Raw genomic sequence first — 19216 nt, 5'->3', positions numbered from 1 at the left:
GGATGGAGGGAAGGACATGCGCATTTTGATAGCGGAGGATGAGAAAAATTTAAACAAGATACTGGTTTCCAGGCTGACAGCGGAGCACTACAGCGTGGACGCCTGCTTTGACGGGCAGGAGGCCCTGGACTACCTGGCGGGGGCGGAGTATGACGCGGTGGTGCTGGACATTATGATGCCGGTCATGGACGGGCTGACCGTGCTCCGGAAGATCCGGGCCAGGGACAGGTCCCTGCCGGTGCTCCTATTGACTGCCAGGGACAGCATTGAGGACCGGGTGGCAGGGCTGGACGCGGGTGCCAACGACTACCTTGTAAAGCCCTTTGCGGTGGAGGAACTGCTGGCCCGGATACGGGTCATGCTGCGAAAACCGGATCAGAGCGGAGAGGGGAACTGTCTGACGGTGGGGGACCTGACCCTTTGCACGGACACCCACAGGGTGACCCGGGCGGGGAGAGAGATCAGCCTGTCCGGGAAGGAGTACACGCTGCTGCGGTATATGATGCAGAACCAGGGGATCGTGCTCTCCCGGGACAAGCTGGAGCAGCACATATGGAACTACGATTTCGCAGGAGGGTCCAACGTCATCGACGTATATATCCGGTATCTGCGCAGGAAGATCGACGAGGGACATGAGAAGAAACTGATACACACAGTCCGGGGAGCCGGCTATGTACTGAGGGCAGAGTGATGAAGAGATGGTCGATCAAACTGAAGCTGACGTGCCTGTACGGAGGATTTATGATCCTCCTTATCGTGGCGGCTCTTGCAATCCTGTTTTCCCTCAGTAACCAGGAGGTCCTCTCCTCTGTCCAGTCAGATCTGCGGGAGCAGGTGCAGGGCAGTGTGGAGGAGCTGGAAGCAGAGGGCGGATATCTGGAGGTGGACTCTGATTTTTACAACATGGAGAATGGGGTCTATCTGTCTGTGTACGGTGTGGACGGCACGTTCCTGTACGGGCGGATCCCCACCGGCTTTGGCGGGCAGCCGGATTTTGAGCATGACACCCTGCGCACGGTCCGGGAGGGACAGGAAACATTCTATGTCTTTGACATGGAGCACCGCATCCAGGGATACGGTTCTGTCTATATCCGTGGCATTACCTCGGTCACAAGAGCGGAGAACAGCTTCACCGTGACGCTGCGGTTTGCCCTCATCCTTTTGCCGGCTCTTGCGGTGGTGATGATCCTCCTGTCCTACCAGTTTGTCAGAAGAGCCCTGCTTCCTGTGCGCCGGATCACGGACACCGTGAAGGAGATACGGGAGGAGGCGGATCTGTCCAGGAGAGTGGACCTGCCTGATGGAAGGGACGAGATCTACCATCTGGCGGACACCTTTGACCAGCTGCTCTCAGAGCTTCAGGAGGCGTTTGACAGGGAGAGGCAGTTTACCTCTGATGTGTCCCACGAGCTGCGGACCCCGGCTGCGGTGATCCTGCTCCAGAGCGAGGAGCTGCTGTCAGACCCTTCCCTGTCTGAGCCGCAGAGAGAACAGTTAGAGGCCATCCGGAAAAAGGCCGGGGACATGTCTGCCATGATCTCCCAGCTCCTTCTTCTGTCCCGGGCGGACCAGGGGCGCCAGGTGCTCCAGAAGGAGCCTCTGGATATCAGCGAGCTGACCTTGATGACGGCGGAAGAACAGCAGCTCCTGGCAGATGAGAAGCACATCTCCATTGTGACGGACATTGAGCCGGGGATTGTGATGGAGTCGGACGAGAGCTTTTTTATCCGGCTTCTCGTGAACCTTATCTCCAACTCCATTGCCTACGGCCGGGAGGGAGGGACTACGAAGGTGTCTCTCCACCGGGAAGAACAGGAGGCTGTACTTGCGGTGGCGGATGATGGCGTGGGCATTGACGGGAAGGATCTTCCCCGGATCTGGGACCGGTTTTACCGGGCAGATGCCTCCCGCGGCGACAGCAGCCACTCCGGACTTGGCCTTTCCATCGTAAAATGGATCGCGAAGGAGCATGGAGGCGAGGTGGCCGTGGAGAGTGAGAAGGGAAGAGGGAGCACGTTTACTTGCAGATTTCCTCTGTAAAAAGAAGAAAGGGAGCAGGAGCCTTATAAAAATCCTGAAAAAATCTGTTTCATTTTAATGTTGTTTTAATCTTTTCTGGTTATAGTAAATACAACAAAGGAACACAACTATAAAAAATAAGCAGGAAAGGACCGGCAGACAAAAGGCCGGGAGAGGAAAAATAAGATGAAAAGATATAAGAGATTGACAACAGCAGTATTGGCAGTGGCACTGGCAGCAGGCATCGTGACAGGGTGCGGCTCCTCGGGACAGGATATAGGACAGGACGAGGCCAAGAGGATTGCCTTCGAGGATGCGGGCGTGAGCGAGTCCGATACATCCAGACTGAAGGTGGAAAAAGACAGGGATGATGGGATGCTTCAGTATGACGTGCAGTTCAGCGTGGACGAAAAGGAGTACAGCTATGACATCAACGGTGCCAACGGTGAGATACTGAGCGCGGATGTGGAGACAAACGGTACGGCAGCGCAGAACAATACAGCCGGAAAAACAGATGATACAGCTGGTACAAACAGCGGAACCGATGATACGCCCAGCACAAACAGCGGGACAGCAGCGGCGGATGTGGCAGTCAGCGAGGCAGATGCCAGGGCTGCAGCACTGGAGAGAGTGCCCGGGGCAACGGACGCCGATATCCGCATGGAGCTGGAGTACGATGACGGCTACTACATCTATGAGGGAGATGTCATCTACGACCAGAAAGAATATGAATTTGAGATCGACGCACAGACTGGAAATTTCCTAAAATGGAGCGAGGAGAGACATTAAGTCCCCTGACAGGAAACGATAGAAAAGTGTGAGAAGAAAGACAGGGCAGGAGCCGGACGAAAAGAGAAAGTCCGGTTCCTGCCCTGTACGTATATACTTATATGTTTTATGCCTGGAATCTAGTTGCCCAGTGCATTGTGTACGGAAGTCAGGACCTCTTTAAGTTCCTGCGCGCCAATCTGCCCCGGGGCGGAGGCCATGGAACCGGAGCCAAAGGTGAGGCAGGAGCCGAAGACCTCGCAGGAGAGACGGCTGATGCTGCCAAGGCCTGCCATGGACATGGTGATGATGGGGCGGTCCGCATAGTCGGAGGCCATCTCCTCCGTGGCGGACAGGAGAGTCAGCACATCCCTTTTGCTTCTTGGCATGACGGCGATCTTGGGGATGTCCGCTCCCATATCCTGCATCTTGCGCAGCCGGTAAACGATGTCAGATTTTGCAGGCGTCCGGTCAAAGTCGTGGTTGGAAGCAACCACCTTTGTGCCGGATGCGTGGATGGCGTGGATCAGTTCAGAGACGATCTCGTCTCCTGTGAAGATCTCCACATCGATCAGGTCCGCCAGCTTTGTGACTGCCACTGCCTTGTTCAGGGCAATGTACGCTGCAGTGTCCATATCGTGGACGCCGCCCTCTTTTTTCGTGCGGAAGGTGAAGAGGAGAGGAGTGTCTCCCAGCTTTTCTCTGATGCCGGACAGCACATCCAATACGGCCTGGGTGTCCTCCACGCCCTCAAACCAGTCCACCCGCCATTCCATCAGGTCCATGGGCATGGACTTGTACTGCTCTGTGAGTGTGAGGATCTCCTCCTTTGTCTTACCCACATTGGGGATGCACACAGCCGGGATGCCGCCTCCCAGTTCCAGATTTCTTACTTTTACTGTATTCATGATCTTTTCTCCTCCTGATCAGTCTTCGTCATCATCTGTGTAGACATAGGAGATGCCCAGCTTTTCTTTCATGTACTCGCTGTCCACTCGCTGTCCCAGCATCAGCTCAATGGCTGCGATAGCCTGGAAGAGCATCATGCCCTGGCCGTTCATGGTCTTGCAGCCGGCTTTTCTTGCCATCTTCAGCATGGCTGTCTCGTGGGGAGAGTACACAACATCGGTCACGATCAGGTCCGGGCGGAAGAAGGAGGCGTCCGGTATATAGGTGATGCCCTCCAGAGGTTTCATGCCCACGCCGGTGGCATTAGTAAACAGGTAGCTGGAAGCCATCTCTTCTTTTAAGCGGTCCAGATCCTCCAGAGGATAGAAGACTGCTTTACAGTTTGTGTTCTCATTGATCTTTTTCACAGTTTCAATGGCGTTGTCTTTAAACTTATCATCCCTTGCAAAGATAGACATCTCGGCCACGCCGTCCAGGGCGGACTGGATCTGCACGGCTGTGGCTGCTCCGCCGGATCCCACGATCGTGACTTTCTTTCCGGTGGGATCAATCCCGTTGTCTTTCAGGGACTGCACATAGCCAATGCCGTCCGTGTTGTGGCCGATCAGATAGCCGTCTTTGTTTACGATGGTGTTGACCGCCCCGCAGAGTTTGGCGGCGGGAGATACCTCATCCAGATATTTGTGGACAATGGTCTTATTTGGCATGGAGATATTGGAACCGCGCAGTTTCAGAGCTCTCAGCCCTTTGATGGCGTCCTCCAGGTCGTCTGCATCCACCTCAAATGCAAGGTTGACAATGTCCAGGCCCAGCTTTTCGTAGGCGGCATTGTGGGTGGCAGGCGACTGGGAATGGCGGATCGGATACGCCATCAGTCCGATCAGTTCTGTATGCCCGGTGATCTGGTGTCTTTCCATAATTCATCGCTCCTTTTGATAAAAACTTTTGTATGTCTTTATTTTAACAAAACAGACACGGTCAATCAAATACTTAATATGCACAGAACCCATAGATGAAATCTATTGAATGAAAATTCTAAAAAGGACAGCATCTGCATATATTCTAACAGCACATGTGGAAGGGGCAGGATATATGGATCATTATGAGTTATACAAGGACATACAGGTCAGGACAAAAGGAGAGATATACATAGGAGTCGTGGGCCCGGTGCGGACCGGAAAATCTACCTTCATCAAGAGGTTTATGGATGTGCTGGTCCTTCCCCATCTGGAGGACGAAAATGTAAAAGCCAGGACCGTGGATGAGCTTCCCCAGTCCGCCTCCGGCCGGACCATCATGACAACAGAGCCCAAGTTTGTTCCCAAAGAGGCGGCGCAGGTAGATCTGACAGAGGATGTGTCGGTGAAGATCCGGCTCATCGACTGTGTGGGCTACATGGTGGAGGGGGCGTCCGGCCACGAGGAGGAAGGACAGGAGAGAAAGGTGAAGACGCCCTGGTTTGACTATGAGATCCCCTTTACAAAGGCGGCAGCTGTGGGGACGGAGAAGGTTATCCATGAGCACTCTACCATCGGCATTGTGGTGACCACTGACGGCAGCATCGGCGAGATCCCGCGGAGCAGTTACGAGGAGGCGGAAGGGCGGACTATCCGGGAGTTGCAGGGGATCGGGAAGCCCTTTGTGGTGCTGGTGAACAGCCGCCGTCCGGCGGGGGAGGAGGCGAAGCGGGTTGCTCAGCATATCCAGGAGACTTATAAGGTGCAGGCTCTTCCGGTGAACTGCGAGCAGCTGAAAGAGGAGGATATCCACCGGATCATGGAGGCAGTGCTCTTTGAGTTTCCTGTGTCGGAGATACAGTTCTTTATCCCTAGGTGGGCTGAGATGCTGCCGACGGACCACAAGATACGGCAGGACTTGACAGCCTGTGTCAGGGATCTTCTGGAGCAGATACACCAGATCCGGGATGCAGCGCATGGGATCGAGACGCCGGAGAGCCCCTACATAGAGGAAATGCGGCTGGAAAAGATCGAGATGGACACAGGATGTGTGAAGATACGCATGGACATTGGGGAGGCATTCTACTATGAGATGCTCAGCGAGATGACCGGAGCCCGGATCAATGGACAGTATGGACTGATCTGTGAACTGAAAAAACTCTCCGCCATGAAAAACGAGTACGAGTGCGTCAGAGGGGCCTTCGACAGCGTCAGGATGAAAGGTTACGGGGTGGTGAAACCGGGGCGGGAGGAGATCACTCTGGATGAGCCGGAGATCATACGCCAGGGAAATAAATTCGGAGTGAAGATCCGGTCCCACGCCCCCACGATCCACCTTATAAAGGCCAATATTGAGACGGAGATTGCCCCCATCGTGGGCAGCGAGCAGCAGGCGGAAGACCTGATCCGCTATATTAAAGACAGGAGGGAGACGGAAGGGGGGATCTGGGAGACAAATATTTTCGGGAAGACCATCGAGGAGCTGGTCATGGACGGCATGCAGAGCAGGATCGCCATGATCGGCGACGACAGCCAGGCCAAACTGCAGGATACCATGCAGAAAGTGGTGAATGACATCAACGGGGGAATGGTCTGCATTATTATCTGAGAAAAAGCGGATCTGTCAGGAAAGAGCGGCTGTCTGCCAGCTTGCGTGCGCCGCATATTGACAGATCCGCCTTCTACATGTATAATTGTACTATAATACTAATACAAAACAAGAGTATACAGGCAGAAGAACCAAGACTAGAGCCTGGGAATAAAGAGGAGAAGAAGATGTTAGAGGTACAGGGACTTAGAAAAATGTATGGGAAAAACCTGGCGGTGGACCAGGTCAGCTTTTTTGTGCCGGACGGGAGCGTGGGGATCCTTCTGGGGCCAAACGGAGCGGGGAAATCCACCATCATCAAGAGCATAGCGGGCCTTCTGAGATACGAGGGGATGATCCGGGTGCAGGGCATTCCCTCCAGAGAGCTGGAGGCAAAGAGGATTTTTGGCTATGTGCCGGAGATCCCCTCCATGTTCGAGGCGCTGTCTGTGCGGGAACATATCGAATATATCCGGATGGCCTACAAAAGCAGGATCACAGACCAGGAAGTGGAGCGTCTTATGGAGCGGTTTGAGATGACGGACAAGGCAGACAAGCTGGGAAATGAGCTGTCAAAGGGAATGATGCAGAAAGTCAGCATCCTCTGCGCTCTGGCGGTGAAACCGCAGGTCATCCTCTTTGACGAGCCCATGGTAGGTCTGGATCCCCAGGCGATCCGGGAGCTGAAGGAGGTCATCCTGGAGCTTAAGAGCCAGGGGGTGACCGTCCTTATCAGCACCCACATGCTGGAGATGGTGGAGGACCTTTGGGATATCATGTTTGTCATGGAAAAAGGCCATGTGAAGGCCTCTTTCCGGAAGGAAGATGTGGGGAACAGAGATCTGGATGATCTGTTCTTTGAAGTGACAGGTGGTGAGAAGAGATGAGAGCGCTTTTGTATATGACGAAGAGAAGCTTTATCAACCGGGCAAGGAAGGCTGTGAGAAAGCCGGTAACTTACCTCTATATAGCGCTGGGCATCTTCTATGTGGTGGGGATCCTGGCCGCCTTTGCCTCTCTGGCGGCGGCTGGGGGTATTGCCTACAAGGAGGGGATCGTCTATGTTATGACAGTGTGGCTCTACTTTATCTTCTGCAGCAATTTTTTGTCCTACGCAAAGCTGAAGGGAGTACTCTTTCGGCCCAGCCACGCGCACTTTATCTTCACTGCGCCTATCAGCTCCAAGCTGGTTCTGCTCCACGGGGCAGTGCTGAATTACACCCTGTCCTTTGTGGCAGACCTTCTGTTCTCCATAGCGGCGGTGACAGTCTTTCATGTGGAGCCTTTAAGAGGCGTCCTGCTTTTTGTCTTCTGTTTTGTGTTTGAGACAGTATTTGAGACAAGCCTGATGGTCTTTCTCTATTCAGGAGAAGAACGGTTTAAAAAAGTGATCCGCTCTCTGCGCCTTTTAATCTACGTTCTGATCGGGACAGTGCTGGGAGTCATTGCCTGGCATTTTATGACTCAGGGCCTGAGCGGTGCAGCGGTCCTTTCCTTCTTCCGCTCCCCTGTGATCCGTCTTCTGCCGGTGGCCGGATGGGAAGTGGCTGCAGTTAGCCTTCTTGTGACCGGCCCGGACCTGTGGAATGTCATCGGCACGGTGCTCTTCCTACTGGCCTGTACGGGGATGTTTCTTGTGGCCTGGAAGATCCGCTGCACGGGAGCCTACTACGAGGATGCAGCCAAATTCGCGGACGACTACGCGGAGCTCAGAAAGAGGAACCAAAAGGGTGAGAGCAGCTTAGGCTTTGGGAAAAAGAAACTGAAGAAGGCATCCCTCTCAGGCTGGGGGAGCGGTGCCAGAGCCATCTTCAGCCGACAGCTTCTGGAGTACAAAAAGGAGCGTTTCTTCATCTTCACAGGCTTTACGCTGGCCGCCCTCATCGGAGCGGTGGTCTGCATCTTCTTTGTGGGACGGCCCCAGGAAGACCTGCCGCCGGAGCTGGTGCTCATGGGCGTGGCGGTCTACATGGTATTTGTGGGCACCGGATACATGGGGAAATGGGGGAAAGAGCTGGAGCTTCCCTACATTTACCTGATCCCTGAGCCGGCTGCGAAGAAGCTGTGGTATGCCACCTGCCTGGAGCACCTCAAAGCCCTTATCGATGCCGTGCTCTTTGTGGTTCCCACAGGCCTGGCCTGGGGACTGGCCCCGTACCAGATCGCCGGCATCATCCTGTCTTATGTTGTACTTCAGGCCAACAGGCTCTACATCAAGGTGCTGGGGGACAGCCTTTTGGGGGACACCCTGGGAACAACGGGAAAACAGTTCTTTCTCCTGGCAGTCCAGGGCGGTATCCTGGGGATCGGTGCCCTCGTCAGCATCCCGGCGGCCTACTTGATAAATACAAATTTACTCTTTTTAATCGTGCCGATTTATAGTATGATAATTACAGTGCTGATCGCTGCTCTTACCGTTCCAAGATTTGAGTGCATGGAGCAGTGGGATTAGGAAAAATAAGGACAACATGCAAGGAGGGCCACAAAATGTTGGAGGAAGAATTTGTCACTCTTGAGATCGGAAAGACAAAACACATCGCGCTGGTAGCACACGACGGGAAGAAGCAGGAGCTGGTGGACTGGTGCGACAGGAATAAAGAGATACTGAAAGGCCATTTTCTCTGCGGGACAGGGACCACGGCAAAACTCATCGCAGAGAAGACCGGACTGCCGGTGAAAGGATTCTGCAGCGGCCCCCTGGGAGGCGACCAGCAGATTGGGGCCAAGATCGTGGAGGGGCAGATCGATTTTATGATCTTTCTGTGGGATCCTCTGGAGGCACAGCCCCACGACCCGGATGTAAAGGCGCTGCTGCGCATCGCCGTGGTCTACGACATCCCCATTGCCAACAATCTTGCCACGGCAGATTTCATGCTCAATTCTAAATATATGTCTGAGCCCTACGCCAGAAAGATCGAGAATTTTAACAGGACGATCCAGCAGAGAGTGGAGAGGATGAAATAAGTGGGGGAAGCATACGGGACTTTTGCGGAAGTCTATGACACGTTTATGGACAATGTGCCCTACCGGGAGTGGGCCGGGTACATAGAGAAAACGCTGCGGCAGCAGGGCATAGAAGACGGCCTTGTCCTGGATCTGGGATGTGGGACAGGGAGCATGACCGAGGAGCTGGCAGGTGCCGGGTATGACATGATCGGCGTGGACAGCTCGCCGGAGATGCTGGAGGCGGCCTTTGAGAAAAAGGAAAAGAGCGGACACGATATCCTATACCTGCTGCAGGATATGCGCGAGTTCGAGCTCTACGGCACTGTCAGGGCGGCAGTGAGCGCCTGCGACTGTGTCAACTACATTACGGAGCCGGAAGAACTGCTGGAGGTGTTCCGGCTTGTGAACAATTATCTGGATCCGGGAGGCATCTTTCTCTTTGACTTTAACACAGAGTACAAGTACAGGGAGACCCTTGGAGAGCAGACCATTGCCGAGGACAGGGATGACTGCAGCTTTATCTGGGACAACTATTACGATGAGGAGGAGAGGATCAACTCCTACGAGCTGACCCTGTTCATACAGGAGGAGGGCGGCCTTTATCGGAAGTACAAAGAGCAGCATTTCCAGAGGGCCTACACCCTGGAGGAGATAAAGGAACTGCTGGACAGGAGCGGGCTGGTCTTCCAGTCGGCGCGGGAGGCTTACACAGACAGGGAAGCCGGCCCGGAGAGCGAGAGGATAACCATCATAGCAAGGGAGTGCGGAAAATGATCTGCGCTCCCTTGTCAAGTATGGGAAAAAATATTAAAATGATACATGAGTCAAAAAAAGATGAGAAGAGAAAGGATCAAAGATAGATGACACAGGAGAAAGACTATATTGTAAGGGCAACTGCCGCGGGAGGACAGATCAGGGCTTTTGCGGCCACCACAAGAGAGCTGGTGGAGGAGGCGAGAAGCCGCCATGGCACAAGCCCGGTGGCTACGGCGGCCCTGGGGCGCCTTCTGACAGCGGGCGCCATGATGGGAAGCATGATGAAAAATGACACGGACGTGCTGACCCTTCAGATCAATGGGGACGGTCCCTTAGGGGGGATCACGGTGACAGCAGACAGCCGCGGAGATGTGAAAGGATACGTGCAGAACCCGGACGTGATCCTGCCTCCCAAGAACGGGAAGCTGGATGTGGGAGGAGCCGTGGGCATTGGCCTTCTCACGGTCATCAAAGACATGGGGCTCAAAGAGCCCTACTCAGGTCAGACTATCCTCGTGACCAGCGAGATCGCGGAGGATCTGACCTACTATTTTGCAAATTCAGAGCAGGTGCCCTCCTCTGTGGGGCTGGGCGTGCTCATGGAGAAAGACAATACTGTGAAGTGCGCGGGCGGTTTTATCGTGCAGCTCATGCCTTTTGCCGAGGAGAAGGTGATCAGCCGCCTGGAGGAGAATGTGGGAAAGATCACGTCCGTGACCAGACTTCTGGAGGAGGGGTACACGCCCCAGCGTCTCCTCGAGGATCTCACAGAGGGACTGGATCTGGAGATCACAGACACTATGCCGGCCCGTTTTTACTGCAACTGCTCTAAAGAGAGGGTGGAGCGTGCTGTGGCCAGCATCGGTGCCAAAGATATCAGGGAAATGATCGACGAGGGAAAGGACATTGAAGTGAAATGTCATTTCTGCAACACAGCCTACAGCTACTCGGTGGATGAGCTGAAGAACATACTGAAAAGAAGCAAAAAATAGAGAGGAGTGTAGACCTTGAGACACGGTTTTGTAAAAGTAGCGGCAGCCACACCGGATATCCGGGTGGCGGATGTGGCTTACAATCAAGAACAGATCTGCCGTCTGATCGACGAGACGGCGTCGGAGGGGGCTAAGATCGTGGTGTTTCCTGAGCTTGCCCTCACCGGTTACACTTGCGGAGATCTCTTTACCCAGGACGTGCTCCTTGCGCAGGCCAGAAAGGCGATCTGCCAGGTGGCGGCGGCCACAGAAGAAAAGGATGCGCTCATTTTCGTGGGAATGCCCCTGGCGGTAGAGGGAGAGCTCTACAATGTGGCGGCGGCTCTGAACAGGGGAAAGATCCTGGGATTTACCACAAAGACGTTCCTGCCGAATTACGGGGAGTTCTACGAGATGCGTCAGTTCCGGGAAGGCCCCGGGGAGGTGCGCTGCATCTGTTTTGAGGGGGAGAAGGTCCTGTTCGGTCCCCGGATCCTCTTTGAGGCAGATGTCATGCCGGACCTGATCGTGTCGGCGGAGATCTGCGAAGATGTCTGGTCTCCCGTGCCGCCCAGCATCCAGGCAGCCAGAGAGGGGGCCACGGTCATTGTCAACTGCTCTGCCAGCGACGAGACCATCGGCAAGGCGGCGTACAGAAAGAGTCTTATCGAGGGACAGTCGGCCCGCCTCATGGCGGCCTATATCTACGCCAATGCCGGGGAGGGCGAGTCCACCACGGACCTGGTCTTCGGGGGACACAATATCATCTCTGAGAACGGCACCACCCTGGCGGAGGGAGAGCGGTTTAAAAATGGCGTGGTCTACGCCCAGATCGATGTGAAGCGGCTGATCAGTGAGCGCAGGAAGAACACTACGTTTAAGGCGGCCCGGGAGCGCTATCTTGCCAGGGTTCCCTTCCGGCTGGAGCTGACAGAGACTAAGCTTACAAGGAAGTTCCCCTCCAGGCCATTTGTGCCGGACGCAAAGGAGGAGAGGGACAGAAGATGCGAGGAGATCCTGACCATCCAGGCCATGGGCCTGAAGAAGAGGCTGGCCCACACCCACGCAAGGAGTGCAGTGGTGGGGATTTCCGGCGGGCTGGACTCCACGCTTGCCATCCTGGTGACAGCCAGGGCCTTTGACATGCTGGGAATGGACAGAAGCCAGATCATCGCTGTCACTATGCCCTGCTTTGGAACCACAGACCGGACTTACAACAATGCCTGCCAGATGGCCCTGAAGCTGGGGGCGCAGCTGCGGGAAGTGCGGATCGCTGACTCCGTTGAAAGCCATTTCAGGGACATCGGACACGACATAGAGGATCACAGTGTCACCTACGAGAATTCCCAGGCCAGGGAGAGGACCCAGGTGCTTATGGATATTTCCAACCAGACAGGAGGACTTGTGGTCGGTACAGGGGACATGTCGGAGCTGGCGCTCGGGTGGGCCACCTACAACGGGGATCACATGTCCATGTACGGGGTCAACGCCTCCGTGCCCAAGACGCTTGTGCGCCATCTGGTGCAGTACTGTGCGGACACAGAAAAGGACCGGGAGATGAAAGACGTGCTCTACGATGTGCTGGACACACCGGTGAGCCCGGAGCTCCTTCCGCCGAAGGACGGCCAGATCGCCCAGAAGACGGAGGATCTGGTAGGACCCTACGAGCTCCACGACTTCTATCTGTATTATTTCCTCCGCTTTGGCTACGAGCCTTCCAAGATCTACCGGATCGCCAGGGAGGCTTTTGCGGGCGAGTATGACGAAGAGACTATCTATAAATGGCTGCATACCTTCTGCCGGAGGTTTTTTAGCCAGCAGTTCAAGAGATCCTGCCTTCCGGACGGCCCCAAAGTGGGTACGGTGGCACTCTCGCCAAGAGGCGACTGGCGGATGCCAAGTGATGCCTGTGCGGATGTGTGGCTCCGGGATCTGGAGCAGGCGGCAAAAGGAGGCACGAACGTATGACAGTAGAAGAAATGGCGGGAGTTGACCAGAGGGAGGTTGACAGGCGGGTGCGCCGCTGCCGCATCAGGCAGTGTCTGGGCTGGGCGGCTTACGCGCTGGTTGTTATCCACCTTCTTTATATGATCTTTGGCGTGTTCCCCATGCAGGCCTGGATGCGGGCATACGGGAGAGGGATGATGCAGATCTGCGTCATCGTCGTGCATTTTGCCGTGCTGGGCATTCTGGCGCTGGTGGCAAAGACAGGAATTTCCTGGATCTACGGGGCGCTGCAGAAAGAATGCGACCCCTACCTTTTTGAGGCCTGCGTCTACCATATAGGCTTTATGGGGAACGAAAATCTGAAGCAGCTGAACCTTGCCATAGCCCAGTATTACCAGGGAAATTTTCAGCAGGCGATGGATACCATCATGCACACAGATCCGGGGTCATTTAAAAAGACCAACCGGCTGAATTACTATATGCTCAAAAGCAGTCTGTACTTTCGCTTTGGCATGGGCGACAAGGTAAGAGAGCTGGAAAACGAGTTTCAGCGTAGGATCAGCAGCAAACAGGACGCAAAAAATATGCAGATCCTCTGTGCGGTGAACAATCTGAAGCGGGCGAGAGCCAACAAGGACTATGAATCCGCCTGGCGGTTTTATCAGGAGTGGCTCCATCTGTCTGACAAAGGCGGCACGGATCTGTGGACCAAGGTGGGAAGAGCCTGGCAGCAGGCGGTGCTGGAGCAGGACTGCGGAAATGAAGCCGCTGCCCGGGCAGCCTTTACCTTTGTAGAAAAATATGGGAACAGGCTTTTCTTTGTAAAGGATGCGGCTCAGTTCCTGCATCCACAGGAGACGACAAAAACGGAAGAGGAAGGAGAGGAGCAAAGTGGAGGAACTGAGGCTTAGAGAGAAGGCAGCAGAAAATTTTAACAAGATCTATAACTGCTGTCAGTCCGTGGCCTGCACGGTCTGTGAAAAGTACGGGGTGAGCAGGGAGGACATGTTCCGCCTGACAGAGGGATTCGGTTCCGGTATAGGCGGACTGAAAGACACATGCGGGGCTGTCATGGGCATGTTCCTCATCATCAGCCTGGCAAACAGTGCCGGGGATATGGAGGATCCAACCCGCACAAAGCTGGATACATACGCTAAATTTCAGGAGGCTGCAGAGCTCTTCAAAGAGAAGAGGGGTTCTCTGTACTGCCGTGACTTGAAGACAGAGGATGGCCCGCAGCCCCTTCCCTGCTGTATGGCATGTGTGGAGGATGCGGCGCAGATACTGGAAGAACTTTTGAAAAAATGGGAGATCGTGTCATAAAAGATAAAACAGGCGCATATATATGATCACAGGAGGATGTTGGATCATGAAAATGGAGAGAGAAGTACAAGCTGTTGTATGCCTGCATCACGTTGCCACCTGCATCTCTGTGGCAGCCAGTGGATGGGCGGTCATAAAGGGAACAGGGAGCAGGGTCAGAGATACCCTGGCGGGGGTCTTTTTGGCAGTCCAGCTTTTTGCCCTTGTCAAAGTTGTCCTGGAGACAGCTGGCAAGAGGAAAGAGACGCTGGAGGACAGGGTCATACAGCTGAGAAATCAGATCGGAAAGACCAGGGGCGGCAAGATGGCTGCATCTGCATGTACAGCGCTGCTGCTGTTCGCCTCTCTCCTCTTTAAGATCGGCATTCCTCTCTGTCTGCTGGAGCGGAAAAGACGATGAGAGAGCAGATGGGATTTTAGATACAAAAAAGACAGCGGAAGAGTACGATCCGCTGTCTTTTTGCCTGTTATGTGTTGAAAATGGACGCGGCAGCGGCATTGCTGCCTGCCGGGAAGATTACAGCTTGATATTCTTGAACAGATCTCCAAGGCTGGTGCCAATGTTCTCAGATTTGGGGATCTCCACCTTGATGTCCTCTTCTTCCTCTTCCTTCTCCTCCAGAGCCTTCATGCTGAGGCTGATCTTGCCGTCTTTGAGGCCGATGATCTTCACCGTCACTTCATCGCCTACAGAGAGCACGTCTTTCGGAGATTTCACGCGCTTTCTGCTGATCTGTGACACGTGTACCAGCCCGGACAGACCGTCCTCGAGACGGACAAAAGCGCCGTAGGTCTGCAAACTTTCAACTTTTCCTTTCACCACGCTGCCCACTTTCACGTTGGCGATCTTTTCCTCCATGGCTTTTTTCTCCTTCTCCCGGAGGATCTCTCTTGCAGACAGGACAAGGCGGTTCTCAGCCTGGTTGACCTCGATGACGCGCACCTCGATGTCTTTGAGAAGATATGTCTCCAGATCCTCTATATAGGATAAGGATAACCTGGACGCAGGGATGAAACCGCGCAGCCCTTCCACCATGGCGATGGCGCCGCCGTTCACGATTCCCTCCACCTTTACCGGAAGGGTAGTCTTGTTTTCCATATAGCGCTGTACTACATTCCATGGGTTGGCATCGTCGAAATGCTCCTCGTAGTCAGCCATTGTCTCTTCCGGTTTGTTTTCCTCTTGTAATAATTCTTCGCTCATTTTGTTAGTCCTTTCTCATCACCGTATTTATGTGTCTCCACATACTAGTAACAGTATAGCACGAAACCGGGGGATTGTTCAAAGAAAAAAGCAAAGACAGAAGGATTTTTTAGTTGACTGGAACGGGAAAAAATGGCAAGCTTATTTTACGGACCAATAATCTGGCAAAAGTCAGGAAACAGGGAGTTGATAATATGAGAAAAGTTTACGTTGTAGGGCACAAAAATCCGGATACGGACTCTATCTGCTCTGCCATAGCATACGCCGGACTGAAGCGGGAGATCACCGGGAAGGAGTTCGTGGCAAAGCGGGCCGGCCAGATCAATGAGGAGACACAGTATGTGCTGCGCCGGTTCAAGGTGGACGCTCCAAGGCTCCTGCAGGATGTGAAGCTCCAGGTGAAGGATCTGGACATCCACAAGATCACGGGAGTGGATCCCGGGGTCTCTATCAGGGAGGCGTGGGAACTGATGAAATCCCAGTCTGTCAAGACCCTTCCTGTACTGAAGGACGGGGAACTGGTGGGGCTTATTTCCACCGGGGACATAGCAAAATCCTACATGGACGTGTATGACAATACAATCCTGGCCAAGGCCAGGACCCAGTACCGCAACATTGTGCGCACGCTGGACGGTGAGATCGTCACCGGCAACGAGCACGGCTGCTTTGTGAAAGGGAAGGTGGCTGTGGGCGCTTCCACCACGGATATGATGGCTGAGTTCATTGCCCGGGACGATCTGGTCATCCTGGGGAACAGGTACGAGTCTCAGGCCTGCGCTGTGGACATCGATGCCAGCTGCCTGGTAGTCTGCCAGGGGGCAGACATACCGGAGGAGCTGATCAGGAAGGCGGAGGAGCAGAGCATCGTGGTCATCAAGACACCCCACGATACATTCACGGCGGCCAGGCTGATCAACCAGAGCATCCCGGTAAAGTATTTCATGAGCAAGGGGCCTCTGACTGTGTTCCACATGGACGACTATGTGGATAACATCAAGGAAGAGATGACGAAAAAGAAATTCCGCGACTTTCCTATCCTGGACCGGCACGGGAATTTCAAGGGCTTTATCTCCAGGAGGCGCTTCCTGGATGCAAGGAAAAAGCAGGTCATTTTGGTGGATCACAATGAAAAGTCCCAGGCCGTGGACGGCATCGAGGAGGCAGATATCCTGGAGATCATAGACCACCACAGGATCGGGAGCATTGAGACTATGGGGCCGGTATTTTTCCGGAACCAGCCTGTGGGCTGTACAGCTACCATCGTCACCCAGATGTACGAGGAGAACGGGGTGGAGATCCCGCCGGTGACAGCGGGGCTTCTGTGCGCGGCCATCATCTCGGACACCCTTCTTTTCCGTTCCCCCACCTGCACAGAGATGGACAGAAGAACAGCGGAAAAGCTGGCCGAGACAGCAGGGGTTGTCCTGGAAGAGCTGGCCGCCGAGATGTTCAATGCGGGAAGCAATCTGAAGGGAAAGAGCGCAAAAGAGATCTGCTTCCAGGATTTTAAACAGTTTACAGTGGGCGACACGGTGTTTGGAGTGGGGCAGATCAATTCCATGAGCGGTGAAGAACTGGAAGAGATCAAGAAGAAGCTCATCCCCTATCTGAGCCAGACCAGAGAGGAGCATAAGCTGAACATGGTGTATTTCATGCTCACCCACATCCTCCACGAGTCGACAGAACTTCTGTGTGCCGGAGAAAATGCAAAGGAGACGGTGCTGGAGGCTTTCGAGCTGCCTGATGACATGGACCCTGTCATACTGAAGGGAGTTGTTTCCAGGAAAAAGCAGCTTATTCCGGCGCTGGTGAGCGCTCTCCAGCAGTAGATAGCGCAGGCGGATCAGAGAGAACACAGAAAGGAGTAAGAGGAGGATATGGCAAAAGAAATATGGAAGCCGGGCAATATGCTCTATCCCCTGCCTGCGGTGATGGTGAGCTGCGGGGACAGAGAGGGAAGGACCAATATTATCACCGTGGCCTGGACAGGGACTGTCTGTACCAACCCGGCCATGGTCTATATCTCCGTGCGGCCCCAGAGGTACAGTTATGACCTCCTTCGGGACAGCGGAGAATTTGTCATCAACCTGACTACGGAAAAGCTGCTCCGTGCGGCCGACTGGTGCGGCGTAAAGTCTGGCAGGGACACAGATAAATGGAAGGAGATGCACCTGACGCCTGGCAGGGCTTCCAGGCTTGACTGGGCGCCGGTCATCGAGGAGGCGCCTGTCAACATAGAATGCCGGGTGACAGAGGTGAAAGAGCTGGGAAGCCATCACATGTTCCTGGCCCGGGTGGAAGCCGTGCAGGTGGACAAAGACTACATGGACGCCGACGGCCGGTTCCGCCTGAATGATGCAGGGCTGATCGCCTATTCCCACGGGGAATACCTGGAGCTGGGAAAGAAAAAGGGCAGTTTCGGCTACAGTGTGAAGAAGAAAAAGCGCAGGTAGGCAAGGCAGAGGGCAAAGACGGCCATCTGGCTGGCAAGCAGGCCCCACAGATATCCCTGTATGCCGAAGACCGGGATAAGAAGGAACACGCTGCCGATGCGAAGGAGAAGTCCGGTCACGTTTATGGCAAAGGACATGTTTGTCTTGCCCAGGCCGTTCAGAATGCCCAGCAGACAGCTGTTTGTGTAGAGAAAAGGGCACATCCAGGCCAGGGTGATGATAAAGTGTCCGGCTGCGGCGCTGTGAAAGAGGAGTCTGCCGATGAAATTTCCCGTCACGACGAGGGCCAGGCAGAACAGGAGTCCTAAGGAAAAGCAGCAGAAAAATACTTTCCGGATCACTTTTTTCATGGCCGAGGTGCTGCCGGAGACCTGTATCTCTGCCACAGTAGGCAGCATCATGGTGGCAATGGAGTTGGTCATGGCAGAAGGGAAGAGGACGCAGGGGAGAGCCATGCCCGTCAGGACGCCGTAAGTGCTCAGGGACTCCCCGGAGGAGAGGCCAAAGGCCTGGAGCTTCAGAGGGATGGAGACGGCTTCCACGCTCTGCAGCAGATTGAGCAGCACGCGGCTGCCGGTAAGAGGGACTGCCAGGGAGAGAATCTCCCCCAGTCCCTTTTTGTATGCGCCCAGAGTGACATTTCCGGGGGCTGCCATGTCCTGCTCTTTGCGCAGCTTTCCCAGGCAGTACAGGGCGGAAGAGGCTTCTCCTGCCACGATCCCCGCCGCAGCCAGAGCGATCCCTGTCCGGACAGAGCGGTTCACAAAAAAGTAGTACAGAAAGATGACAGCGCCCACCCGCACGGTCTGTTCCAACAGCTGGGAGATGGCAGGGATCTTTGTGCGCTTCAGCCCGATATAATACCCGTAGATACAGCTGTGCATCACGGAAAAAGGCAGAGCCAGAGAGAGGATGACAAGAAGGGGCGCGCAGCGGGGCTCTCCAAGGAAGCGCAGGGAGAGGAAAGCGGCTTCTTTCTGGACAAAGAGCATAAGAGCAAAAGACAGGAGTATGGCCAGGGTGAAACCGCTGTAGAGCCCCGCCTTTGTGCGGACCGGGTCTTTCAGGGAACGGCTGGCGGCAGTGCTGCGGGCGATGGCTGTCTCTATGCCGGCGGCACATATAGAGAAGCACAGGGCGTAGACCGGAAAGGCCAGCTGGTAGAGGCCTACGCTTTCTTCGCCGAAAGTGCGGCTAAGGAAGATCCGGTAAAAAAATCCCATAAAGCGGGTAGCGAACCCGGCCAGTGTCAGGATGAAAGCTCCCTTTATGATCGTGTTTTTTTGTATCATGGCAGACTCCGCGGCACTTTTATTACAGCATATTCAAGGAGAGGCGGGGATATGCGGAACCCGGGGCGGGAAAAATGGAGAAAA

At 54.5% G+C, this 19216-nt stretch carries 19 protein-coding genes; 15 read left to right on the top strand and 4 right to left on the bottom strand.

From position 1 onward, the window contains the following. Window positions 1-16 precede the first annotated feature (16 nt). The 3 genes from INF30_RS02820 to INF30_RS02810 all read left to right on the top strand — a co-directional run bounded on the left by INF30_RS02820 (window position 17) and on the right by INF30_RS02810 (window position 2808). Window positions 17-691 (top strand): response regulator transcription factor, encoded by a 675-nt coding sequence (locus INF30_RS02820; protein WP_226394154.1) that lies wholly within the window; start codon window positions 17-19, stop codon window positions 689-691. Next, complete coding sequence (locus INF30_RS02815; RefSeq protein WP_226394153.1) at window positions 691-2040, top strand: sensor histidine kinase; 1350 nt, start codon at window positions 691-693, stop codon at window positions 2038-2040. Before INF30_RS02820 ends, INF30_RS02815 begins: the two co-directional genes overlap by 1 nt. A gap of 165 nt (window positions 2041-2205) precedes the next feature. After that, window positions 2206-2808 (top strand): PepSY domain-containing protein, encoded by a 603-nt coding sequence (locus tag INF30_RS02810; protein ID WP_076777256.1) that lies wholly within the window; start codon window positions 2206-2208, stop codon window positions 2806-2808. 119 nt (window positions 2809-2927) lie between these two features. On the opposite strand, the gene aroD is transcribed toward INF30_RS02810, so the two are convergent. Further along, complete coding sequence (gene aroD, locus INF30_RS02805; protein ID WP_226394152.1) at window positions 2928-3695, bottom strand: type I 3-dehydroquinate dehydratase; 768 nt, start codon at window positions 3693-3695, stop codon at window positions 2928-2930. An 18-nt stretch (window positions 3696-3713) separates the two neighbouring features. Beyond that, on the bottom strand, window positions 3714-4613 hold the full coding sequence (locus INF30_RS02800; RefSeq protein ID WP_076777258.1) for a shikimate dehydrogenase: 900 nt from the start codon (window positions 4611-4613) through the stop codon (window positions 3714-3716). A gap of 175 nt (window positions 4614-4788) precedes the next feature. Between INF30_RS02800 and spoIVA the strand changes: the two genes are divergently transcribed. The 10 genes from spoIVA (at window position 4789) to INF30_RS02750 (ending at window position 14583) form a co-directional block, all read left to right on the top strand. Then, window positions 4789-6261: a stage IV sporulation protein A gene (gene spoIVA, locus INF30_RS02795; RefSeq protein ID WP_076777259.1), complete on the top strand. Its 1473-nt coding sequence runs from the start codon at window positions 4789-4791 to the stop codon at window positions 6259-6261. Between the two features lie 167 nt (window positions 6262-6428). After that, window positions 6429-7127: an ABC transporter ATP-binding protein gene (locus INF30_RS02790; protein WP_226394151.1), complete on the top strand. Its 699-nt coding sequence runs from the start codon at window positions 6429-6431 to the stop codon at window positions 7125-7127. After that, a complete protein-coding gene (locus INF30_RS02785; protein WP_076777261.1) occupies window positions 7124-8692 on the top strand; it encodes a putative ABC exporter domain-containing protein in 1569 nt (522 codons plus the stop codon). Before INF30_RS02790 ends, INF30_RS02785 begins: the two co-directional genes overlap by 4 nt. A gap of 35 nt (window positions 8693-8727) precedes the next feature. Beyond that, a complete protein-coding gene (locus INF30_RS02780; protein WP_076777262.1) occupies window positions 8728-9204 on the top strand; it encodes a methylglyoxal synthase in 477 nt (158 codons plus the stop codon). Window positions 9205-9249: 45 nt separating this feature from the next. Then, the gene (locus INF30_RS02775; protein ID WP_076780799.1) at window positions 9250-9960 is read left to right on the top strand and encodes a class I SAM-dependent methyltransferase; all 711 of its coding nucleotides are present in this window, start codon (window positions 9250-9252) and stop codon (window positions 9958-9960) included. Between the two features lie 86 nt (window positions 9961-10046). Then, complete coding sequence (gene hslO / locus INF30_RS02770) at window positions 10047-10934, top strand: Hsp33 family molecular chaperone HslO (RefSeq protein WP_076777263.1); 888 nt, start codon at window positions 10047-10049, stop codon at window positions 10932-10934. A 15-nt stretch (window positions 10935-10949) separates the two neighbouring features. Beyond that, window positions 10950-12881: an NAD(+) synthase gene (locus INF30_RS02765; RefSeq protein WP_226394150.1), complete on the top strand. Its 1932-nt coding sequence runs from the start codon at window positions 10950-10952 to the stop codon at window positions 12879-12881. Further along, complete coding sequence (locus INF30_RS02760) at window positions 12878-13771, top strand: hypothetical protein (RefSeq protein WP_226394149.1); 894 nt, start codon at window positions 12878-12880, stop codon at window positions 13769-13771. The genes INF30_RS02765 and INF30_RS02760 overlap by 4 nt, the downstream gene beginning before the upstream one ends. Then, window positions 13752-14183, top strand: coding sequence for a C-GCAxxG-C-C family protein (locus INF30_RS02755; protein WP_226394148.1), 432 nt, complete (start codon window positions 13752-13754; stop codon window positions 14181-14183). Before INF30_RS02760 ends, INF30_RS02755 begins: the two co-directional genes overlap by 20 nt. A 46-nt stretch (window positions 14184-14229) precedes the next feature. Next, complete coding sequence (locus INF30_RS02750) at window positions 14230-14583, top strand: hypothetical protein (RefSeq protein ID WP_076777267.1); 354 nt, start codon at window positions 14230-14232, stop codon at window positions 14581-14583. Window positions 14584-14700: 117 nt separating this feature from the next. On the opposite strand, the gene INF30_RS02745 is transcribed toward INF30_RS02750, so the two are convergent. Next, window positions 14701-15387, bottom strand: coding sequence for a S1 RNA-binding domain-containing protein (locus INF30_RS02745; protein WP_076777268.1), 687 nt, complete (start codon window positions 15385-15387; stop codon window positions 14701-14703). Between the two features lie 194 nt (window positions 15388-15581). Between INF30_RS02745 and INF30_RS02740 the strand changes: the two genes are divergently transcribed. Beyond that, a complete protein-coding gene (locus INF30_RS02740) occupies window positions 15582-17216 on the top strand; it encodes a putative manganese-dependent inorganic diphosphatase (RefSeq protein ID WP_076780801.1) in 1635 nt (544 codons plus the stop codon). 48 nt (window positions 17217-17264) lie between these two features. After that, window positions 17265-17840: a flavin reductase family protein gene (locus tag INF30_RS02735; RefSeq protein WP_226394147.1), complete on the top strand. Its 576-nt coding sequence runs from the start codon at window positions 17265-17267 to the stop codon at window positions 17838-17840. Here INF30_RS02735 and INF30_RS02730 read toward each other — a convergent pair. Continuing rightward, window positions 17810-19132, bottom strand: coding sequence for a polysaccharide biosynthesis protein (locus INF30_RS02730; RefSeq protein WP_226394146.1), 1323 nt, complete (start codon window positions 19130-19132; stop codon window positions 17810-17812). The two genes, INF30_RS02735 and INF30_RS02730, sit on opposite strands and share 31 nt — an antisense overlap. Window positions 19133-19216: the final 84 nt, after the last annotated feature.

Origin of the sequence: Claveliimonas monacensis, assembly GCF_014982975.1 — a bacterium.
Classification (GTDB): Bacteria; Bacillota; Clostridia; order Lachnospirales; family Lachnospiraceae; genus Claveliimonas; species Claveliimonas monacensis.
This window is presented reverse-complemented; position numbering and strand designations above follow the sequence as displayed.